Annotated in this window: 20 protein-coding genes; 13 read left to right on the forward strand and 7 right to left on the reverse strand. The window is 63.7% G+C overall.

Going from position 1 to position 21099, the window contains the following annotated elements; translation table 11 throughout:
- Nucleotides 1-48: 48 nt before the first annotated feature.
- From N5A92_RS21415 to N5A92_RS21430, 4 genes are read right to left on the reverse strand one after another with little or no spacing between them, the layout of a single operon-like run.
- Nucleotides 49-651 (reverse strand): hypothetical protein, encoded by a 603-nt coding sequence (locus N5A92_RS21415; RefSeq protein WP_260906159.1) that lies wholly within the window; start codon nt 649-651, stop codon nt 49-51.
- Nucleotides 641-2014 carry a flagellar protein export ATPase FliI gene (fliI, locus tag N5A92_RS21420; RefSeq protein WP_260906161.1) on the reverse strand — a complete coding sequence of 458 codons (1374 nt, stop codon included), beginning with the start codon at nt 2012-2014 and terminating at the stop codon, nt 641-643. The genes N5A92_RS21415 and fliI overlap by 11 nt, the downstream gene beginning before the upstream one ends.
- Nucleotides 2014-2733, reverse strand: coding sequence for a flagellar basal-body rod protein FlgF (gene flgF, locus N5A92_RS21425; RefSeq protein WP_260906163.1), 720 nt, complete (start codon nt 2731-2733; stop codon nt 2014-2016). The genes fliI and flgF overlap by 1 nt, the downstream gene beginning before the upstream one ends.
- Nucleotides 2734-2736: 3 nt before the next feature.
- Entirely contained in the window at nt 2737-3513 is a 777-nt protein-coding gene (locus N5A92_RS21430; protein ID WP_260906164.1) for a DUF1217 domain-containing protein, read from the reverse strand.
- 140 nt (nt 3514-3653) lie between these two features.
- On the opposite strand from N5A92_RS21430, the gene motA reads away from it, so the two are divergent.
- Genes motA through N5A92_RS21460 form a run of 6 tightly spaced genes read left to right on the forward strand, consistent with a single transcriptional unit; the run spans nt 3654 to nt 8441 of the window.
- Nucleotides 3654-4538, forward strand: coding sequence for a flagellar motor stator protein MotA (gene motA, locus N5A92_RS21435; protein WP_260906166.1), 885 nt, complete (start codon nt 3654-3656; stop codon nt 4536-4538).
- Nucleotides 4535-5488 (forward strand): FliM/FliN family flagellar motor switch protein, encoded by a 954-nt coding sequence (locus N5A92_RS21440; protein ID WP_260906168.1) that lies wholly within the window; start codon nt 4535-4537, stop codon nt 5486-5488. Before motA ends, N5A92_RS21440 begins: the two co-directional genes overlap by 4 nt.
- Before the next feature lie 13 nt (nt 5489-5501).
- Nucleotides 5502-5861, forward strand: coding sequence for a flagellar motor switch protein FliN (gene fliN, locus N5A92_RS21445; protein ID WP_260906170.1), 360 nt, complete (start codon nt 5502-5504; stop codon nt 5859-5861).
- A 43-nt stretch (nt 5862-5904) separates the two neighbouring features.
- Nucleotides 5905-6909, forward strand: coding sequence for a flagellar motor switch protein FliG (locus N5A92_RS21450; RefSeq protein ID WP_260906172.1), 1005 nt, complete (start codon nt 5905-5907; stop codon nt 6907-6909).
- Between the two features lie 15 nt (nt 6910-6924).
- Nucleotides 6925-8010 (forward strand): flagellar biosynthesis protein FlhB, encoded by a 1086-nt coding sequence (gene flhB / locus N5A92_RS21455; RefSeq protein WP_260906173.1) that lies wholly within the window; start codon nt 6925-6927, stop codon nt 8008-8010.
- Nucleotides 8007-8441 carry a hypothetical protein gene (locus N5A92_RS21460; RefSeq protein ID WP_260906174.1) on the forward strand — a complete coding sequence of 145 codons (435 nt, stop codon included), beginning with the start codon at nt 8007-8009 and terminating at the stop codon, nt 8439-8441. Before flhB ends, N5A92_RS21460 begins: the two co-directional genes overlap by 4 nt.
- 60 nt (nt 8442-8501) lie before the next feature.
- Here the strand turns inward: N5A92_RS21460 and N5A92_RS21465 are convergent, their stop codons facing one another.
- Nucleotides 8502-9785 carry an NAD(P)/FAD-dependent oxidoreductase gene (locus N5A92_RS21465; protein WP_260906341.1) on the reverse strand — a complete coding sequence of 428 codons (1284 nt, stop codon included), beginning with the start codon at nt 9783-9785 and terminating at the stop codon, nt 8502-8504.
- 1145 nt (nt 9786-10930) lie between these two features.
- Here N5A92_RS21465 and N5A92_RS21470 point away from each other — a divergent pair.
- The 5 genes from N5A92_RS21470 (at nt 10931) to N5A92_RS21490 (ending at nt 17559) form a co-directional block, all read left to right on the forward strand.
- Nucleotides 10931-11569 carry a hypothetical protein gene (locus tag N5A92_RS21470; protein WP_260906175.1) on the forward strand — a complete coding sequence of 213 codons (639 nt, stop codon included), beginning with the start codon at nt 10931-10933 and terminating at the stop codon, nt 11567-11569.
- A gap of 224 nt (nt 11570-11793) precedes the next feature.
- Nucleotides 11794-12423, forward strand: a complete 630-nt coding sequence (locus N5A92_RS21475; protein WP_260906176.1) for a methyltransferase domain-containing protein — start codon at nt 11794-11796, stop codon at nt 12421-12423.
- A 297-nt stretch (nt 12424-12720) separates the two neighbouring features.
- Nucleotides 12721-14670, forward strand: coding sequence for a PrkA family serine protein kinase (locus N5A92_RS21480; protein WP_260906177.1), 1950 nt, complete (start codon nt 12721-12723; stop codon nt 14668-14670).
- A 25-nt stretch (nt 14671-14695) separates the two neighbouring features.
- Nucleotides 14696-15997 (forward strand): YeaH/YhbH family protein, encoded by a 1302-nt coding sequence (locus N5A92_RS21485; protein ID WP_260906178.1) that lies wholly within the window; start codon nt 14696-14698, stop codon nt 15995-15997.
- 11 nt (nt 15998-16008) lie between these two features.
- Complete coding sequence (locus N5A92_RS21490) at nt 16009-17559, forward strand: SpoVR family protein (protein ID WP_260906179.1); 1551 nt, start codon at nt 16009-16011, stop codon at nt 17557-17559.
- A gap of 28 nt (nt 17560-17587) precedes the next feature.
- On the opposite strand, the gene N5A92_RS21495 is transcribed toward N5A92_RS21490, so the two are convergent.
- On the reverse strand, nt 17588-18628 hold the full coding sequence (locus N5A92_RS21495; protein WP_260906180.1) for a GlxA family transcriptional regulator: 1041 nt from the start codon (nt 18626-18628) through the stop codon (nt 17588-17590).
- 110 nt (nt 18629-18738) lie between these two features.
- Between N5A92_RS21495 and N5A92_RS21500 the strand changes: the two genes are divergently transcribed.
- Both N5A92_RS21500 and N5A92_RS21505 read left to right on the forward strand, forming a co-directional pair.
- Complete coding sequence (locus N5A92_RS21500) at nt 18739-19821, forward strand: class I SAM-dependent methyltransferase (protein WP_260906182.1); 1083 nt, start codon at nt 18739-18741, stop codon at nt 19819-19821.
- A 90-nt stretch (nt 19822-19911) separates the two neighbouring features.
- Complete coding sequence (locus tag N5A92_RS21505) at nt 19912-20631, forward strand: DNA alkylation repair protein (RefSeq protein ID WP_260906184.1); 720 nt, start codon at nt 19912-19914, stop codon at nt 20629-20631.
- On the opposite strand, the gene N5A92_RS21510 is transcribed toward N5A92_RS21505, so the two are convergent.
- Nucleotides 20615-20983, reverse strand: a complete 369-nt coding sequence (locus N5A92_RS21510; RefSeq protein WP_260906186.1) for a cupin domain-containing protein — start codon at nt 20981-20983, stop codon at nt 20615-20617. The genes N5A92_RS21505 and N5A92_RS21510 overlap by 17 nt on opposite strands.
- Nucleotides 20984-21099: the final 116 nt, after the last annotated feature.

Here is a 21099-nt window from a genome sequence, read left to right on the forward strand (position 1 = left end):
GGGGAGGGATTGAAGGTGGGGGTGTCGTGATCGCGATTGCCTGGAAAGCTAGCGCGACACCGCAATCTCGGCGTCCTCGGAAGTGACGAGGATCCAGGTATTGTCGCGCCGCAATATGTTCGCGACACGGCTGCCATCGGGCAGGGGTGAGCCGCGCTCGACGATCCAGAAGCCATCATCGTCTTCGATCATCGCCCGGCCGTTGCCCGCGTCGACCAGGCGGAAGCTGCGGCGGTCGCCGGGGAAAGGCTGTTCCGGCAGGTCGTCTTCATCAAAGGGCGGGGTGCTGGGCACTGTGCCGGTAGGGATGAAGTCGAGCTGCGGGAAACTATCGGCGGCCAGGGGGATGCGCTCGCCCACGAGCTCGGACCGCGCAGCAAGGCTGTCCGCGCCGAAGCCGCCCGGTTGCCCGGAGAACTGCAGCGGTCTTATGCCGAATGCCTCCTGATTAAAGAAGATGTACCAGGGAAACAGCGCGCAGACGACTGCCAGCCCGATGCCGCAGCCGATGGTCAACCAGTCGCCGCCGCCGGTGCGCGGGGGTTTGCGCCGACCGAAGCGGATCTTTCGCTTGTTCTTGGTCGCCTGCTCCGCCAGGTCTTCCACCGGCGTTGCGTCGGGCAGGACGAGGCCGGCGAGCTTATCTGTCACGGGGTGCCTCCCTGGCCTTCAGTTGCGTGGCGAGTTCGGCGAAGGGGTCGGCCACCGGTGGGTCTTTTGGGCTTTGCCGCAGCACGTCGTAGATGACCGGCACCTGGCGCACGGCAAGGTCCAGTTCCGCATCGAGGCCGGCCTGGAAGCCGCCGAGAAGCCGGATGTCGCGGGTTTCCTCGAAACGGGCGATCATGGCCTTGAGGCGCTGGATCAGGAGGCGCTTGTCGTCGCTCCAGGCGCGGTCGGCCAGCCGCGAGATGGAGGCCAGCGGATTGACGGGCGGGTATCGACCCTGTTCGGCGATGGCGCGGTCGAGGACGATGTGACCGTCGAGGATGCCACGCACAGAGTCGGCCACCGGGTCGTTATGATCGTCGCCGTCGACGAGGACGGAGAGGATGGCGGTGATGGAGCCGTGTCCGCTCTCGCCGGGGCCTGCGCGTTCGAGAAGCTTCGGCAGGTCCGTGAAGACGGAGGCGGGATAGCCGCGTGCGACCGGCGGTTCGCCGGCGCCGGTGGCCACCTCGCGCGCGGCGTGCGCGTAGCGGGTGATGGAATCGAGGATGAGCAGGACCTTTTCGCCGCAGTCGCGGAAGCTTTCGGCGACCCGCATGGCGGTGTCGGCGGCGCGGCGGCGCATCATGGCGCTTTCATCGCTGGTGGCGACCACGGCGACGGTCTTCTTCATGCCGGCTTCGCCGATGGTGTCTTCGAGGAATTCGCGGACCTCGCGGCCGCGCTCGCCGATCATCGCAACCACCACCGTGTCGAAGGCCTCGGCCCGTGCCAGCATGGCGAGCAAGGTTGACTTGCCGACGCCGGAGCCAGCGAAGACCCCCATGCGCTGGCCGTGGCAGAGTGGGGTGAACAGGTCGATGACGCGCACGCCGGTGAGGAACGGCATGGCGACGCGCTGGCGGCGCAGTGCCGGCGGTGTGCGCGGCTTGTCGGCGGGAGCCCCGGCGGGTGGGCGGATGAGGGGCGGGCCATCGTCCACCGGGCTTCCCAGCGCATCGATGACACGGCCGCGCCAGCTTTCATGCGGGACGACGTCGAGCGGGCCGGCGGTGAAGACGGGCTGGCCGAGGCTTGCCTCGGAGTTTCGCGCGAAAGGCGCCACCAGCACGTCCTCGGCGGAAATGCGCACCACCTCGCCGCGATGCTCAGCGCCATGGCTGCGGTAGGAGACAACATCGCCCAGGCGCGCCGCCCGCGACAGGCCGCGCACGCGGTAGTGCATGGGGGTGACCTCGGAGATGCGGCCGCCTTGCTTGACGATGTGGCGCGGGTCGCGGAAGCGCAGATACGCGCATTCCAGCGCCGTGAGGGCGTTTTCCTCCGCCTGCTCGGTGCGGTCCATCAGGAGCCCATCGTCTTGATGGCGTCCTTCATCGAGGTGTCACTGTCGCGCATCAGGGCGGTGACCTGCTCGAAGGCGCGCTGCACCTGGATGAGGCGCATCATCTCCTGGACGGCGTTGACGTTGGAATCTTCAAGGAAGCCTTGCGCCACGCCGACATCCGGCTGGTCGACCACCGGCTGCGGTTGCATGCCCGGCAGGAAGCCGGAATTGCCGTAGCGCTGGGCGTTGGGGCCGGGCGTGAAGGCGAAGAGGCCGATGGCGCCGAGAAGCTGGCCGTTCTGGCGCAGCGTGCCGTCGGCCCCGGCCTCAGGCGGGCCGGCCTGCGGGTCGAGCACCAGTGGTGCGCCGCCCGCGTCGAGCACGGCGTGGCCTTCCAGCGTGACCAGCTCACCCGTCTCGAGCATCGTGAAGCGGCCGTCGCGCGTCATCATCGGTCCGGCCGGAGTCTCGACGGCGAACCAGGCGTTGCCCTGCACGGCAAAGTCGAAAGGGTTGCCGGTCTCCTGAAGGCCGCCGGCCTGCGTGTCGTAAAAATCGTCGCCGGCGGAGACGAAGCTTACTGATTTGTCGGTGAGCCCGCTCATCACATCGTCGAAGGTGATGCCGCCGGCGCGGAAGCCGACGGTGCCTGCGTTGGCGACATTGTCGGCAAGCGTCGTCAGCCGCCGCTCCAGCGCCATCTGAGAAGACAGGGCGACGTAGAGTCCGGTCTGCACGGTCTATTTCCTCATTTGGGCAATGGTCAGGAGAACATCGGTCGAGATGCCGAATTCGGCGGGCTGGGTGAAAAGCGCGGCGATGGAGCTTTGCGCGTTGTTGCTCGGGTTTTCGACCTCCCAGAGTGCGGTGAAGCGCTTAAGGAAATTGTCGAGCTTCTCGGGGTCCTGAAAATCCGCGAGGTCGATCCGGGCCTTGAACATCTCGACCTGCTTGTCGATGTCGGCCTGGGCAAGCTGATCGGGAAAGCCGAGCGCGGTGCGCACGACCTGCGACATGGCGGGGTCGGCCAGCACCTCGTAGAAGGACTTCAAGCTGCCGGCCTTGCGCTCGAAATAGAGGGCCAGGCGCACGCCTTCGTTCTGCTTGCCGGCATCTTCCTCGAGCGATTGGCGCAAATATTTGTCGACCGTGCCGGTTGTGGGACTGTAAAAGCTCGTTGTTTCCGCGCCGTATCGGGCGAAGTTAAAGGTTTTCACGAAGTCTTTGTAGCGCTTGTCGGTGAGCTTGTTGGCGAAGCTGTCCTTGTCGTCGATGCCCTCTTCCAGCGCCTTGACCATCAGGGCCTTGGCGTAGGCCATGTCGTCCAGCCCATGCGCCTTCATCGCGTAGCGGAAGAGGCGGTCGTCGGCGACGAACTCCTCGATCGACTTCACGTTCTCGATATTGGCGCGGTAATACTCGGTCTCGCGGCTCACGATCGGCTGCGCTTCGATGCGGCTGATGGACTGGGCCATGTCGCGCGTTATCAGCTGATAGCTCGTGTAGGTGTTGATCACGCCCGGCTCCCGCAATTCCGTGGAATGAAGCTAGCGAGCCTGCCTTGTGCGAAGCTTTCTTCGGCCTGTCGCCCTTTCAAGCCTCACGCAAGCCACGGCGGCTACTTCGGGGAAGTTGTTCTTCATACGAAGGTCGTGACGTGGGCATTCTCATCGGACTGGTTGTCACCTTTGGCTGCGTGATCGGCGGGTTCATGGCCATGGGCGGCCATCTGGGCGTGCTCATGCAGCCATGGGAGCTGGTCATCATCGGCGGTGCAGCGCTCGGCACCTTCCTCGTCGCCACTCCGATGTCGACGGTGAAGGACACGGGCAAGGCCTGCCTCGAAGCTTTCAGGCACGCCGTGCCGAAGCAGACGGAATATCTGGAGACGCTCGGCGTGCTCCACAGCCTGATGCGCGAATTGCGCGCCAAATCGCGCAGCGAGGTGGAAGCGCACATCGACAACCCGGACGAGTCGGCAATCTTCCAGGCCTTCCCCACGGTGCTGAAGAACCGGGATCTGATGAACTTCATCTGCGACTACTGCCGCATCATCATCATCGGCAATGCGCGACCCTTTGAGATCGAGGCGCTGATGGACGAGGAGATCCAGACCATCAAGCGCGACAAACTGAAGCCTTATCACGCCCTGACAGCGGTGGCGGATGGCCTGCCGGCGCTCGGTATCGTCGCGGCGGTGCTCGGCGTCATCAAGGCCATGGGCGCGCTCGACCAATCGCCGGAGATCCTCGGCGCGCTGGTGGGAGCGGCGCTTGTCGGCACCTTCCTCGGCATCTTCCTGTCCTACGCGGTGGTGGGCCCCATCGCCTCCAAGATCAAGATCGTGCGCGAGAAGAACAACCGCCTCTACGTCATCGTCAAACAGACATTGCTTGCCTACATGAACGGTTCGCTGCCGCAGGTGGCGCTGGAGTTCGGGCGCAAGACCATCTCCGCCTATGACCGTCCGTCCATCGATGCGGTCGAGCAGAACACGCTGGCGCCGGGTGCGCCGGGCGATGCGGAGAAGAAGGCAGCGTGAGCGAAGTGAAGGCGCAGGTCGAAAATCCGGAGCTGATGCGCAAGCTCGTCGTCGAGCGGCTGGTCGGCGAGACTGGAGACCCGCGCCACGTGGTCGAGGCGGCGCGTGCGATGGCCTTGCGGGCGTTGCCCATCGTGGCCGATACCTTCAGCGACAGGTTTCCCACGCCGATGGCGGTCGACGTTATGAGCGTCGACGTCGCCCGTATGGCCGAACTGAAGCCAGAGAAGGATTCGCTTGACGCCATGGTGGTCGTTCCTGCGGCGACCTCGCGCGATGCGCTGACCATGCGGCTCGACCCACAAGCGCTTTCGCTGCTCGTCAGCACCCTGTTCGGCGGCGATCCGGACATTCCGCCGCCGCCGCTCGAGAGGGTGCCGTCGAAGATAGAGCTCGACGTGGCGGCGATGGTCTTCGAGGTCTTCGCCCAGGCTCTCAACGGTGACGGGCCGCGGGCGCTGGGCCTGCGCCTGCCGGTGCCGCAGCCGCTTTCCGGGACGAGCGACTTCAAGCGCTTCGTCGTTCGCGATGGACCTGGCGTGCGCATCACCTTCTCCCTCGGCGCCGGCGACGAGGTGGGGCGTCTGACGGCTTGGATGCCACAGCGGGTGCTTCTGGAGAGGAGCGCGGCCGCCCACCCGGATACGGCCGAGGAACGGGCGCAGGCGGCCGCGTGGCAGCAGCATTTCAACGGTGAAGTGCTGCGCTCCAATGTCGAGCTGACGGCGACTATCCCGCTCATGAAGATGCCGCTCAAGGCGCTGGCCGGGCTCAAGGAGGGCCAGGTGCTCGAACTGCGTGAGAACGCGCAGGCCGAGACCCGGCTTTCGGTGCGCGGCCGCACGATCTTCATCTGCGAGTTCGGCAAGCTGGGGCAGCATTACACGGTAAGGGTGAAGCAGCCGTTCGACGCCAGGCGGGACGTCCTGGACGGGCTGCTGGCCGGCTAATCAGGAGAGACCGATGGGAAAGAGCGATCCGGCGACCGACGAGAGCGACGACGAACAGCTCAACAAGGCGATCGAGGAGTTGCGCGACGTGCTGCATGACGAGGCCGCACCCGGTGCCGGCGGCCATGCCGGCTTCGTCATGAACATCCCCGTCGAGGTGCAGATCGTGCTTGGCAGCGCGGAGATGCCGGTCTCCGAACTGATGGCCTTGCAGAAGGGCTCCACGGTCTCGCTTGACCGGCGCATCGGCGAACCGGTGGACATCATCGTCAACGGCCGGCGCATCGCGCGCGGCGAGATTACCCTTCTGGAGCACGATCCGAGCCGTTTCGGCGTGCGCCTGACCGAAATCGGCGGCTCGGCGGGTAAATGATGGCTTCTGTTTCATCTTCTCCGGATAGGCTCGGAGGCAGCCGATGGGGTTGCCCGTGAAGCTCACGCAGGCACAGAAAGCGGCGGCCATCCTCGTCGCCATGGGTAAACCTTCGGCGGGGCGGCTCCTGAAGTTCTTCAAGCAGGAGGAGTTGAAGGCGCTCGTCGAGGCCGCGCGGCGCCTGCGCACCATACCGCAGGCTGAACTGGAAAAGGTGGTGCAGGAATTCGAGAGCGAGTTCACCGAGGGGGCGGGCCTGCTCGATTCTGCCGACAGCATGGACAGGATCCTTACGGACTCGCTGACGCCGGAGGAGGTCAGCGTGCTGATGGGGCGTAGCGAGCCGCCGCCCGCCAGCATGGAGGAGGTATGGGGCGAAATAGAAAAGCTCGATGCAGACCGCCTGGCGCAAGTTCTGGCGCGTGAGCATCCGCAGACCGTGGCCGTCATCCTCGCCCATATGTCGCCGCAGGCCGCCTCGAAGGTGGTGCTCGTTCTTGGCAAGGCGCAGCGCGGCGAGGTGATGCGGCGCATGGCTTCCATGGGGCAGGTTCCGCCTGCCGCACGTACCGTTATCGAAAAGCGCATTGCCGAAATCCTACGCACTGAGGCCAACGGCAAGGATACCTCCGCCGGCCAGGCGCGGGTGGCAAGCGTGCTCAACGAGATGGATAAGGAGCAGATCGACGAGGTCATCGGTGACCTGGAGGAGGCAGGCTCCGAGGACGTCGCGGCGATCCGCGGGCGGCTCTTCACCTTCGAGGAGGTGGTGCACCTGCCGCAGAAGGCGCGTGTGGCGCTGTTGGACGGTCTGGCTACAGATCTCGTCACGCTCGCGCTGCGCAACGCGCCGAAGGATCTGGCAGAGGCAGTTCTTTCAGCGCTCGGCGCCCGTTCACGCCGCATGATCGAGGCCGAGCTTGCCATGCCGGCGGACGGTATCCCGGCCGAGGAGATTATCCGGGCGCGGCGGCGCATCGCTGCCACCGCTGTGGAGCTTTCCCAGCAGGGCCTGTTCGCGCTGCCGTCGGCACAGAAGGCGGCGTAGCGGGCCGGGGCGTCAATGGCTGAAGGGCCGGATAAGGAAAGCAAGACAGAAGAGGCCACGGAGAAGAAGGTCCGCGACTCGGTCGAGAAAGGGCAGTTGCCGTTCTCGAAGGAGGCGCCGGTCTTCGCCTCGTCTCTCGCCATCCTCGTCTTCGTCCTGTTTTTCGCCCGCGACAGCGCCGTAGATCTCGGCCAGTTCCTTTCCATCTTCATCGAGCGGGCGGACGACTGGTCGCTCGAGACGCAATCGGACGCGATCGCCCTTTATCGCATCGTCTTCTTGGAGACCGCCAAGGTTATCAGCACGGTTATGCTGCTCCTGGTCTCGGCCGGGATCGCGGCTTCAGTGCTGCAGAACATGCCGCGTTTCGTGCTCGACCGCATCCAGCCGAAAGCCTCGCGCATCTCGCTGGCCAAAGGCTGGTCGCGCCTCTTCGGCCCGCGCGGGCTGGTCGAGTTCGCTAAGTCCTTGGGCAAGCTCCTGGTTGCCGGCACCTTCGTCGCCTTCATGCTGCGGGCGGCAGATGCGCGGCTGCTCTCCGGCATGGTCACCCACCCGTTTGCCTTCACGGTTACCATCCGCGACATCGCCGTCGATATCCTCGTTGCCGTGACGCTGGTCATGGCGCTGATCGCGGTGGCGGACATCGTCTGGTCGCGCTTCAACTGGCGGCAGGACCTGCGCATGACGCGCCAGGAGGTGAAGGACGAGCAGAAGCAGACTGAGGGCGATCCGATCGTCCGGGCCAGGCAGCGCTCGCTGGCGCGCGACCGGGCACGGCAGCGCATGATGGCGGCAGTGCCGCGTGCCACGCTGGTGATTGCCAACCCGACGCACTATGCAATCGCCATGCGCTACCAGCGCGACAAGGACGCCGCGCCCGTGGTCGTCGCCAAGGGGCAGGATCTCATCGCGCTAAGGATCCGCGAGATCGCGCGTGAGCACGACATTCCTGTCTTCGAGGAGCCGGCACTCGCCCGCTCCATGTACAAACAAGTTTCGGTGGATAGCATGATCCCGCCTGAGTTCTACAAGGCGGTGGCCGAGCTTGTGCGCCGTGTCTACAGGCTGGCAGAGGGAGAGAAGGGCGACATGAGATGAACCGGCAGCCGCATTCCGCCGCCCGCGAGATCGTCGTGGCAAACGCCATCCAGGACGTCGCCAACGAGCTGCGGCTCATCGAATTGGCCGACTATGTGGCCTTCATCCGCCTGGAGAGCATGGCGAGCATCGCCGACATCGTGGAATCGGCGGCCGAGCTCTACTTCATGCCGGGCACGCTCCGGCTCGGCCATGGCTGTGAGGCGCATGTCACCTGGACAGATGCGCCGCGCATCGCGCTCGACCTGGAATTGCGGCCGGAGGGAGCGACCGTCTATTTTACCCTGTCGCTGAGTGCGCTGCAGGCGTCAGTTGAGGTCAGCTATGTGGCGTTCGATCGGCCTTCGGACGATCCAGAGGATAATTCCGCCTTCCTGGAAGCCGCGCTCGCCAAATCCCGCATTCGCAGGACGCTGCCGAGCTGCGTCTAGATCGGATCCAACCCTTTGCAATTCCGGACGGAAAACCGGTTTTCACTCTCCTGGAATTGCTCATGTCATCATCCGCATGAGGTGAACGGCCTGCGCACCCCATTCGAGCCCGGCTTCCTGCAGGGCACGCAGCGGCCGCGGGCGGGGCGGAGTGACGGGTAGAGGCAGGTCGGCCTCGGGAAGGGCGCCGAGGATGTGCTGCGCCAGGACCTGGCCGAAAACCGTGCCGGGGGCGATGCCGCGGCCATTGTAGCCGCTGAAGCCGACGATATTAGGCGCCAGGCGGTGGAATTTCGGCAGGTGGTCGTTCGTCATGCCGATCATGCCGTACCAGGCGTGGCTGAAGGAGACGTCTTCCAGCGCGGGGAAAAGCCGGCGCAGGGTGCGGCGTGCCCAGGCGGCATGCACCTGGCGCCCGGTGCCGCGAAGCGCGCCGACGCTGCCGCAGACGAGCCGGCCCTGGCGTTCCATCCGGAAAGAGGTCAGCACCTTGTTGGTGTCCCAGGCGCCCTGGCCCTCGGGCAGGATGTGTTTTCGCAGCGCCTCGTCGAGGGGCTCGGTGGCGAAATTGAAATAGGGCAGGTGGACGATCTCGGCACGCAACTCGGGCCACAGGTGTTGAGTGTAAGCGTTGGTGGCCGCGACGACCCAGTCGGCCATAACACTGCCCGAAGGTGTCGTGACACGCCAGCGCGCGCCGTCGCGTTCGACCGTCATGGCCGGCGAACGTGTGAAAATCTGTGCGCCAGCAGCGATCGCCGCGCCCGCCAGGCCGCGGGCGTAGGCAAGGGGCTGGAGGGTGCCCGCCCGCTCGTCGAGCAGGGCTCCGGCATAGGCGTTGGAGCCAGTCTTGGCGGCGGTCTCGCCCGCGTCGAGCAGGCGGACGGGCGCGCCGTGCGCCTGCCACTGCCGGGCGCGTTCCACCAGCTGGCGGAGGCCGCCTTTGCCTACTGCGCAATGCAGCGTGCCTCTCCACTCCGGCTCGCAGGCGATGGCGTGTTTCTCGATGCGGTCGAAGACGAGGCGCGGGGCACCGCCCAGGAGGGTGAGGAGCCGTTCGCCGTAGACGTCTCCGAGCGTGCGCGGCAGGTCCTCCGGCATCACCCACATCCCAGCATTGACGAGGCCGACATTGCGGCCCGAGCCGCCATGGCCGATCTCCGCCCCCTCCAGGACCACCGCCTTCGCCCCGGCTTCGGCCAGATGGAGGGCGGCTGAAAGGCCGGTGAAACCGCCACCGACGATGGCGACGTCGGCGGTAAGCGGGCCGGAGAGGGGGGCTGTTTCGGGCGCGGGCGGGGCGGTCTCGGCCCATAGGCCCTGACCGTCGGCATCGTTGTGCATCATGGGTAAGCTCATGGCTTGAATGAATACGGCTGGAGATTTCGCACGCGGCGAGGGAATTGCCAATGGACTGGCCAGGCCTCCGATGCTTGCCAGGGGCGGTGGGAGCGGGGTGAGGGGTTGAGGGCATCCGTGTGGGGACGGGGGAGCGTTTTTGTACGGGAGCGGTACGGATCGAATCATCCTCTCCCCGCTGCCTATCAACCATTTCCGCAGTCCAGTCTTTGACGAAAGGTAGCCGCCGCGAAATATCGCGCGCCTTCGCCACTATGACGGTTCTCTCGTTTGCACGTCGTTTCCTGCACGGCTGCTTACGGCAAACATACAGCTTAAACTGACGTAAACGTGTCGGCGGTGTCTATCCTGCCGCTGATTCTCGCGCTTATGCGCTGCGGCACCAGTTTCCAGTCTGCCCTATGCATGGAGCGTTGGCCGCATGCGCGAAGCGCGCCCATAGCGGGTGGAGCTGCAAACGAATGATTACAGGGATATACGAAATCGCAACAAGCACTCCTTGTCCGGCAATGGATGGAAAGCGCCACCGCTTGCACAAGCGCAAATCCGCACGAACCGCAACCGCCTCCCTCTTTGTCGCAGTCGCCCTGCTTCTGGGCGGCCACGCAGGGTGGCGCAGGCGCAAAACACGCCTCCGCCGTTCGATGGTTGCGACGGGACAATGTATCTTATGCAGGAAAGCCCCACAAACGCCCAGCGGGTCGATACGTCGGAAAATCCATTTAAATTTGAAGATCTAGCGGGAAATCCACAGCCAACATTATCACAACGCGGGCTTTCAACCCCGATGGCAATTATATCTATGCAATAAAAACGCCACCACCGATTTGGTGCAGGTTGGCAAAGACGGGACGGTGGATGACAGCTTGGGAACCGGATCCAATCCACCCCCGAACCCAACTTTGGCTACGCGGCGGGCGAGATCGGCGAGGACGGATTTTACTATGTCAAGTCCGGCTAGTCTGAGACGCCCTCTACAAGGTCGATTTGGACACCCGGACGGCGAGCAAGGTCGATCTCGTAGATGAAAACGGGAGCTACAGATTGAGTGCGGAGGATGTGGTGAATGCGGCGCCGTCAAGCCCGGAAAATTCGTCAATCGGGCGCAGATCGTGCTGGGAGACGAAGTGATGACGGCGGTCTCCAATGTCGCCACGGCCGAGGTGGAGGTGGTCATCGAGCCTATCTTCGATTGCGGCGACGTCATCGGCAAGGTGTTCGACGACATCAACCGCAACGGCTACCAGGACGAAGGCGAGCCTGGATTGGCGGATGTGCGGGTGGCTACGGTCGATGGCCTTCTGATCACCACAGACCAGCATGGCCGCTTCAATGTCGCCTGCGCCGACCTGCCCGACGGCCGCATTGGCTCGACCTTCATTATGAAGCTCGACCCGCGCACGCTGCCGACGGGCTACCGCATCGTCAGCGAGAATCCGCGGACGGTGCGGCTGACAGCGGGCAAGGCATCGCGCGTCAACTTCGCCGCCGCCGTCGGCCGGGTGGTGCGACTTGACCTCAACGACGCTGCCTTCGAGCCCGGCCTGGCCGACCTCAGGCCGGAATGGCTGGTGCAGCTGCCCCGCCTCATCAGCCTTCTGGAGGTCGAGGAGTCGGTGCTCCGGCTGGCCTATATCGACGCTGCCGCCGACCGCAAGCTGGCCGGTCATCGGGCCCGGAAACTGCGCCGCACCATTGCCGACCTGTGGAAGGTCCGGCCGCGTCGGTACCGCCTCGAGATAGAAACTCGGATCGAGATGCGCCAGTGAGAAACGCCAGAACCGCCCCGGCAATCGCAGTGCGATGGCCGGGGCAGGCGGTGAGTCAAGAAGTCCGGGGGTCCCTGCTTCTCACTTGCCTCCTCTTTCGGCCTGCCTTGCGCGGGGGCAGGCCATTCTCCACAATCGTTGGCGGACAAGAAATGCGGAGCGGTTCATGAGCGAATTGCGGGAACGTACCGGGACGGGGAGGCCGGGCGGATGGACGCACTCCCTTGCAGATCGCCGCGGATGAGGGCTGCCGTGACATGACGAGTGCGCTTCATCGCCGCCGCATCAATACCGTCGTCGCCGAACTCGACAGGGCGGACGTAAAGAGTGTGCTCGATCTCGGCTGCGGCGACGGAGATCTGGTCCTGGCGCTGACGGCGCTGCCGCGGGTTCGCCGCATCGTGGGTATCGACGTTTCGGGGGAGGCGGTCGCTGTAGCGCGGCGACGTGTGGCGGAAGCCGGCACTGGGAAGGATATCGAAATCGTTCAGGCGTCGCTGACGGAGCCCGCCGAGCGGCTCAAGGGTTTCGATGCCGCCGTTCTGTTAGAGGTGATCGAACATATCGACCCGCACCGCCTTCTCGGTGTGGAGCTGGCGGTGTTCGAAACTCTGGCTCCCTCAATCGTGATCGTGACGACGCCGAATAGCGCGTATAATCCCTTTCTCGGCGTCCCGCCGCAAAGGTTCCGCCATCCCGACCATCGCTTCGAATGGGATCGTGAACGGTTTCGGGCCTGGGCGGACCGCGTTGGACAGCGGAACGGCTATGCCGTCAGATATACGGATGTGCCTCCGGGGCTTCCGCGTCTCGGTGGGCCTTCTCAGATGGCGGTGTTCAAGCGAACACACTGACGATCACTCGTCCAGCTTCGGCCGAAAGGCGTATGCCGCTAGGCAAGAATCTACCGAACAATTGCTGCGGGGGATGGTTAGGTCTGCAAAAGCACGAAAGCGTGCTTAGATATAATAAGAGTGGGCGAGGGTGGAGAACGCACCTATCGCCATAAAACGGTCTGCGGTACGCTTCAATATTGGTTGAGTCGCGTAGTTCCTGCGAGGAACCTTTGAAGGCGAGAAATCGTTCCGACCAATGCAGGAGCCGACAGGTAGTGTCCCGGACCTCTAACCGCCCTGTCACGAGAGAGAACGATGCAAAGGAGCGAATCAGAAGTCTTTGATCTCTTTTCCGAGATCTACACCAGCGCAACGCGCGAGGAGATGAGCCTACAGGAGTATCTCCTTGCCTGTCGCGACGAACCCTCCATGTATGCCACCGCACCGGAGCGCATGGTGGAGGCCATCGGGGAGCCGACCCTCATTGACACCAGCGCGGACGAGCGGCTCGGCCGCATCTTCGCCAACCGCACCATCAAGATTTATCCTTCCTTCGCCGACTTCTATGGCATGGAAGATACGATCGAGCGGATCGTCGGCTATTTCCGCTATGCCGCCCAAGGGCTGGAGGAGCGCAAGCAGATCCTCTACCTGCTGGGTCCCGTCGGCGGGGGCAAGTCCTCACTGGCGGAGCGGCTGAAGAAGCTGATGGAGCAGCAGCCGATCTATACGCTGATGGTCAACGGTCAGGTCAGCCCCGTCTTCGAATCTCCGCTGGGGCTCTTCCATCCCGAGCGCATGGCCGACCTTCTCGAGGATAAGTACGGCATCGCGCGGCGGCGGCTCACCGGCCTGATTTCGCCTTGGGCGACGAAGAGGCTGGACGAGGTCGGCGGGGACATCTCCAAGTTCTCCGTCGTCAAGCTGACGCCTTCCCGCCTGCGCCAGATCGGCATCGCCAAGACAGAGCCGGGCGACGAGAACAACCAGGACGTCTCGGCGCTGGTCGGCAAGGTGGATATCCGCCAGCTCGAGAATTACAGCCAGGCCGATCCCGACGCCTATTCCTACAGCGGCGGCCTCAACCGCACGACGCAGGGGCTGCTCGAGTTCGTCGAGATGTTCAAGGCGCCGATCAAGGTGCTGCACCCGCTTTTGACAGCGACCCAGGAGGGCAACTACAACGGCACCGAGAACTTCGGCGCCTTCCCATATCAGGGCATCGTTGTCGCACACTCCAACGAGTCGGAGTGGCTGCAGTTCAAGAACAACAAGAACAATGAGGCCTTCCTCGACCGCATTCTGGTGGTCAAGGTGCCGTACTGTCTGCGGGTGACGGAAGAGAAGCAGATTTACGAGAAGCTCCTGCGCGAGAGCGAGTTGGCGAGCAATCCCTGTGCGCCGGAGGTGCTGGAGATTCTCAGCCGCTTCACTGTCTCCACGCGGCTCGCCGAGCACGAGAACTCACCGCTTTACACCAAGATGCGGGTCTATGACGGCGAGAACCTGAAGGACATCGACCCCAAGGCCAAATCCGTGCAGGAATACCGTGACGCCGCTGGTGTCGACGAGGGTATGACCGGGGTAAGCACGCGGTTCGCATTCAAGGTTCTGTCGGAGACCTTCAATTACGACACAAAGGAGGTCGCCGCAGACCCTGTGCACCTCATGTATATCACGGAGCAGGCGATCCGGCGCGAGCAGTTTCCGAAAGAAGCGGAGACGGCATATCTCGACTTCATTAAGTCGGAGCTCGCCACGCGCTATGCCGAGTTTATCGGCCACGAAATCCAGAAGGCGTATCTGGAATCCTACAGCGAGTACGGCCAGAACCTGTTCGACCGCTACATCGCCTATGCGGACGCGTGGCTGGAGGATCAGGACTTCAAGGACCCGGACACGGGGCAGATCCTGAACCGGGAGATCCTCGACAGCGAGCTGTCGCAGATCGAGAAGCCGGCGGGTATCGCTAATCCGAAGGACTTCCGCAACGAGGTGGTGAAGTTCACGCTTCGGACGCGCGCCAAGAACCATGGCCGTAATCCGTCCTGGACCAGCTACGAGAAGCTGCGCGAGGTGATCGAGAAGCGTATGTTCGGACAGGTCGAGGACCTTTTGCCGGTCATCAGCTTCGGCTCGAAGAAGGACAGCCAAACAGAAAAGCAGCATGCGGATTTCGTCGAGCGCATGGTCGAGCGAGGCTATACCGAACGTCAGGTGCGGCGGCTGGTCGACTGGTACATGCGCGTGAACAAGGCAGGCTGAGGAAGCGGGACCCACGGGACCACCCATGCCGAATTTCATCGACCGCCGCCTCAACCCGAAGGACAAGAGCCTCGGCAACCGGCGACGCTTCCTGAAGCGTGCGCGGGAAGAACTGAAGCGGACGATCAAGGAGCAGGTGAAGGCCGGCAAGATCGCCGACGTCGACGCGAAACACTTCGTGCCGATGCCCGAGGATGGCACCAGCGAGCCCTCGTTCCAGAGCGCCAGGGGCAGCGGGAAGAGGGAGTACGTATTGCCCGGGAACAAGGAATTTGCCCCGGGTGATCGTATTCCGAAGCAGGGTTCGGGTGGCGGCCAAGGCGGCTCCCGCGCGGGCACGGGCGATGCCGAGGACGACTTCCGGTTCGTTCTGTCGCGGGAGGAAGTGCTGGACCTGTTCTTTGAGGACCTGGAGCTTCCCGACATGGTGAAGCTGAGCCTCAGGGAAGCCATCGCATACAAGCCGCGCCGCGCCGGCTTTGCCACCACCGGCTCGCCCACCAACATCAACGTCGGGCGCACCATGCGCAACAGCTACGGCCGGCGCATCGCACTCAGCCGGCCCAAGCGCGAGGAGGTGGAGGCGCTGGCCGAAGAGATCACCGCGTTAGAGGCGAAGCCGGCCACCGCCGAGAGGCGCCGGCGCCTGGAGGCGCTGCGCCAGGAATTGGAGAAACTGGAGCGCCGGCGGCGGGTGATTGCCTATGTCGACCCCGTCGACATCCGCTTCAACCGCTTCGAGCCGCAGCCGCTACCCAACACCAGCGCCGTGATGTTCTGCCTCATGGACGTCTCCAGCTCCATGGGGGAGCGTGAGAAGGACCTGGCAAAACGCTTCTTCGTGCTCCTGCACCTTTTTCTCAAGCGGCGCTACGAGCGCATCGACATCGTCTTCATCCGCCACACGCATGAAGCGCGCGAGGTGGATGAGGAGACTTTCTTCTATTCGACGCAGAGCGGCGGCACGGTGGTTTCCACCGCGCTCGAAGAGATGCTCAGCATCATCCGCAAGCGCTATCCGTCGAAGGAGTGGAACATCTATGCCGCCCAGGCCTCCGACGGCGACAACATCGCCGGCGATTCAGAGCGCTGTGCCTCGCTTCTTCATGAGGAGGTAATGCGGCTGTGCCAGTACTATGCCTATATCGAGATCATCGATGAGCGCGAGACGGAGATTTTCGGGGCGACTGACAATGGAACGTCGCTGTGGCGCGCCTACCGGACCGTCGGTGCGGACTGGCCGAATTTCCAGATGACCAGGATTGCCCGGCCGGCGGATATCTATCCAGTCTTCCGCAAGCTTTTCGCCAAGCAGCCCCTTAGCTGACGGCGGCCGCGATGAAAAAGAGCGAATCCACGTCAGATCTGCTGTTTCGGAGCTCGGACTGGAACTTCGAGAAGCTTTCCGATGTCTATGCCGCGATCAGCGAGATCGCGCTCGGCGACCTGAAGCTCGACATCTACCCGAACCAGCTGGAAATCATCTCGTGGGAGCAGATGCTGGATGCCTATTCCTCCATCGGCATGCCGCTGATGTACCAGCACTGGTCCTTCGGCAAGCGCTTCGTCTTTGAGGAGCACCTTTACCGCAAAGGGCACCGGGGGCTTGCTTATGAGCTGGTCATCAATTCCAACCCCTGCATCTCGTACCTGATGGAGGAAAACACCATGGCCATGCAGGCCCTGGTGATCGCGCATGCAGCCTTCGGCCACAATCACTTCTTCAAGAACAACTACATGTTCCGGCGCTGGACAGAGGCGGCAAGCATCCTCAGCTACATGGACTTCGCCAAGAAATACATCGCCCGATGCGAGGAGCGGCACGGGACGGCGGCGGTGGAGAGAATCCTCGATTCGGCCCATGCACTCATGGACCAAGGCGTCTTCCGCTATCGCCGCGCGCCGCGTCTTTCCTCGGAGAAGGAGCGAGAGCGGGCGCGCGAGCGGCTGGAATACGAGGAGCAGACCTACAGCGACCTGTGGCGCACGCTGCCGAAGAAGAAAGACGACGGCAGGGAGGACGAGCGGGAGCGAGAGGCGCGGGAGCGCAAGCGGGCGCTCCACCTGCCGGAGGAAAACCTGCTGTATTTCCTGGAGAAGACCAGCCTGATCCTGGAGCCCTGGCAGCGTGAGCTCCTGCGCATCGTGCGGGTGATCGCCCAATATTTCTATCCGCAGCGGCAGACCAAGGTGATGAACGAGGGCTGCGCCACCTTCGTCCACCACACCATCATGAACCGGCTCTACGACGACGACAAGATCAGCGAAGGCGCGATGCTGGAGATCCTGCAGAGCCACTCGAACGTGATCTTCCAGCCCTCCTTCGACGATCCGCGTTTCTCCGGCATCAATCCTTACGCGCTGGGCTTCGCCATGATGAAGGACATCGAGAGGATATGCACCGAGCCGACATCGGAGGACCGCGACTGGTTCCCCGACATCGCCGGCAGCGGCAACTGGCGCGAGACTCTGCTGGATGCCTGGGCGAACCACCGGGACGAATCCTTTATTCTGCAATATCTGAGCCCGGCTCTGATACGCCACTTCCGGCTATTCCAACTGACCGACGATGCGGGCGAGCCCTATTGTGAGGTCGCTTCGATCCATAATGAGCGCGGCTACGAAGCAATCCGCTCGGCACTCGCCCGCAGCTACGATATCGGCATCATCCAGCCGGACGTTCAGGTCGTCGATGTCGATCTTCTGGGCGACCGCCACCTCAAGCTTCAACATGGGGTAAAGCAGGGTGTCGTGCTCGACGAATCCGCCCGCAACGCCACGCTGCGCCATGTGCGCCGCCTGTGGGGCTATGATGTGAGCCTTGAGGGCGTGGACGCGAGGAGTGGTGAAAGGCTCTACGAGTGCTCAACGAAGCAGATCGGGGAGTAAGGGCGCGGCAAGGCGGTAGCGATGGTCCTCAGACCCTGGCGGCCTCGGCCATACCGATATAGCGGTAGCGCTGACGGTAGCGGGCGGGGGTGGCGCCGGTGATGCGTTTGAACAGACGTCGGAAGAAGGCGGGGTCGTCATAGCCCGCGAGGTGGGCGATCATATCCGTCGGCTCAGCTGTGGTCTCGAGGAGCTGCTTCGCTTCCTCGATGCGCAGGGCCTGCACATAGTCGATTGGCGCATAGCCGGTTGCAGCCTTGAAGCGCCGCTTGAAGGTGCGCTCCGGCAAGCCTGAGAGAGCCGCCATCCGGGCCACCGGATTGGCCTCAGTATAGTGGTCTGCAAGCCATTCCTGACATCGGCCGATCACCGCATCCTGATGGCTGGGCACCTTGCGCATGGAAGCGAAGGGCAGTTGACCCTCGCTACGGTCGCCGAGCACGAAGACCTTGGCGATGCGCACGGCCTCCGCTGTGCCGCAGAATCGAGCGATGAGGTAGAGCGCGAGGTCCGTCCAGGTGCCGGCACCGCCGCCCGTAACGATGCGGTGCTCGGGCCCCGCCGGACACAGGATGCGGTCCGGGTGCAGTTTCACCTGCGGATAATGTGCAGCGAAAATACGCGTAACGCCCCAATGGCTGGTGGCTTCGACGCCATCGAGCAGGCCGGCCTCGGCCAGGAAGACCGAACCGGTGCAGACCGAGCATATGGTTGCTCCTTGCCGGGATTGCTCGCGCACCCAGGCCGCTTCCTCTCTCCACTTTCCACGCGGGCTTTCCTCCGGCGCGAGCGCCAGGTCGGTGACGATGACCACATCGGCGCGGCCGGTATCCTCAAGCGCCGCATGCGGCGCGATCGGCACGCCGAGCGATGAGGGAAACGCGTCGGCCTGTCTTGCCACGATGCGCGTTTCCAGGCGTCGCACGTCGACCTCTTCACCGGTTATCTCGCGCCAGGCTACGCCCACCGCGGAAAAGATTTCGTGCAGGCCGTAGATCGACGTCGGCGTCGTCTCCGGAAGGGCGAGCAGGCAGATGCGGGCCGGGGCCGTGTCACGCGAAGTGTTCATGGGAGCGCATAAATGGCACAAAAGCCTCGTTCTTGTCCATTTTGTCACTTCTGCACAATGCCTTCTCCGGCTAATCCGCCGCCCTGTTTCGTTCGTGAAGGAGAAAAGCAATGTCTTTAACTGCGGAAGCGCCGGCGCTGGATATGGCGGGGGCGGAAGCCTTTGCCGAAAATGTCGGTGGCGTGCTCAATTCTGGTGCGGTGGCGGTGATGCTTTCCATCGGCCATCGGCTTGGGTTGTTCGACGTGCTGGCGGCGCTGCCGCCGTCAACGAGCGCGGCGATTGCGGAGCGTGCGGAACTTTCCGAACGTTATGTGCGCGAGTGGCTGGCGGTGATGGTGATGGGCGGCATCGTGACCTACAATCCGGCGGCAAAGACCTACGACCTGCCGGCCGAACACGCCGCTTGTCTGACGCGCGAAGCGCCGCTTGGCAATCTTGCCGTCTATGCGCAAGCGATTGCCCTGATAGGGCAGATGCAGGAGCGACTGCTTGCCTGTTTCGAGACCGGCGAGGGACTGGCCTATGGTGACTATCCCTGCTTCCACCAGTTCATGGCGGAGGACAGCGGGCAGACCGTCGTCCCTCAGCTCTTCGATGTCGTCCTGCCTCTGGTCGAGGGCATCGCGGAACGGATGGAAATCGGCATCGACGTGCTCGACGCGGGCTGCGGGCGCGGTCTGGCGCTCATCGAGATGGCGAAGCGCTTCCCGAACAGCCGCTTTACAGGCTACGACCTGTGCGCGGATGCCATCGAGTTCGCCAACGAGACAGCGCGGAAGGCAGGTCTTGCGAACGTCCGCTTTGAGCAGCGGGATCTCACCGGATACGGCGAAAAATCCCGTTTCGACTTCATCACCACCTTCGATGCCGTGCATGACCAGAAAGACCCGCAGGCGTTGATCGGCGGCCTTCGCGGTGCACTGAAGCCCGGCGGCGTCTATCTGATGCAGGATATCGGCGGCTCGGCGAAACTCGAGAACAACCACGATTTCCCGATGGCCGGTTTCCTCTACGCGATCTCCTGCGCCCACTGCACAACGGTTTCGCTGGGTCAGGGTGGCCTGGGGCTCGGCACCATGTGGGGGTGGGAAACGGCAAAGGGAATGCTAGAGGCCGCCGGTTTCCGTTCAGTGGAACGGCTCGTTTTGCCGCACGACCCGATGAATGTCTGGTTCGTGGCGCGCGTATGACTCGCGTCGCCACCGTCCCGCTGCCTGTATCTCACCCTCCAGCTGTGCCATTCTGTCGCCGCTTCGACGGATCGATGAAGGTGGAACGATATGGGCGTCGCCCCGAACACAAGCGTCGACCGGCTCCATGCCCGGCTGGTCGGCGTTTTGCGCGCTAGTGGAGACCCGGACCGGGCGGAAAAGGAAAAGGCCTATCAGAAGTCGGCATGGGGACATTGGGGCGTCTCAATGCCGAAGATGGACGCGGTCATCCGGGAGACGCTGAAGGGTGTGGCCGAGGAGGGCATGCTTCTCGACTTGAGTGAACGGCTCTGGAGTTCTCCCGTATGGGACCTGAAGATCGCCGCCGCACGGATTCTGGCGGGCAGTCTGTGTCGCCCGTCGGCGTCAATATGGCGGTTCGTGCTTCGCCGCATGAGCGACCTCGACGGCTGGGCGGTGGCGGACAATCTGGCCAATGTCGGCGCACGCTGCATCATCGACGATCCGCGGCGGCTCGATAAGGTCGAGACATGGGTCGAAAGCCGCCATCTGTGGACCCGGCGCGCCGCGCTCGTCTTCACCCTGCCGTGGACCAAGCCAGGGCGCGACCCAGAGCGGATGCTCAGCTGGGCCGCCCGCTTGGCGCCCGACCGGGAATGGTTCATCCAAAAGGCCATCGGCTGGTGGTTGCGCGAACTCTCCAAGCACGATCCGGCGCGGGTGCGCGGCTTCCTCACCGACCATGGCGCCGCGCTCAAGGGCTTTGCGCGGCGGGAGGCGACGAAATATCTGCCGGAGGAGGAGGCTCCCGCTAGTCCTCCAGGCTGACATAGCCTTCCGGGCGGAAACGCGGGGTACAAAGGCAGTAGAACTCCAGATCATCGGAGCCGGTATTGGTGATGCATTGCGCGGCGTCGGCCGGGATCACCGCCTGGTCGCCGACGGCGAGTGGCTGGCGGACGCCGTCGATCTCGATGACACCCTCGCCCTTGCGAACGATGTAGCGCTCCGAGATGCCGGACAGCTTGTGCAGTTGCGTCGTGACTCCTGGTTCTACGCGGGCGACGGCGAGCGAGGCGTCTGGCGAGGCTGGTGTGTTCAGAAGCTCCGTGATGAAGCACCGCTCCTCGGTCCAAAACTCCTTCCGACCCGTGTCGGGCACAAACCATTCGGGCTGCATCGCTTCCTCGCCGTAAACAATTTCAGCAAATACTAGATCGCTTGACAATTGTTAGAAATGGCATCCTAAATTGTCAAAAGCAGCGGTCGGGCTTGCGAAGCGGCGCCGTTTCCCGT

This window comes from Chelativorans salis (assembly GCF_025336525.1).
GTDB lineage: Bacteria > Pseudomonadota > Alphaproteobacteria > Rhizobiales > Rhizobiaceae > Chelativorans > Chelativorans salis.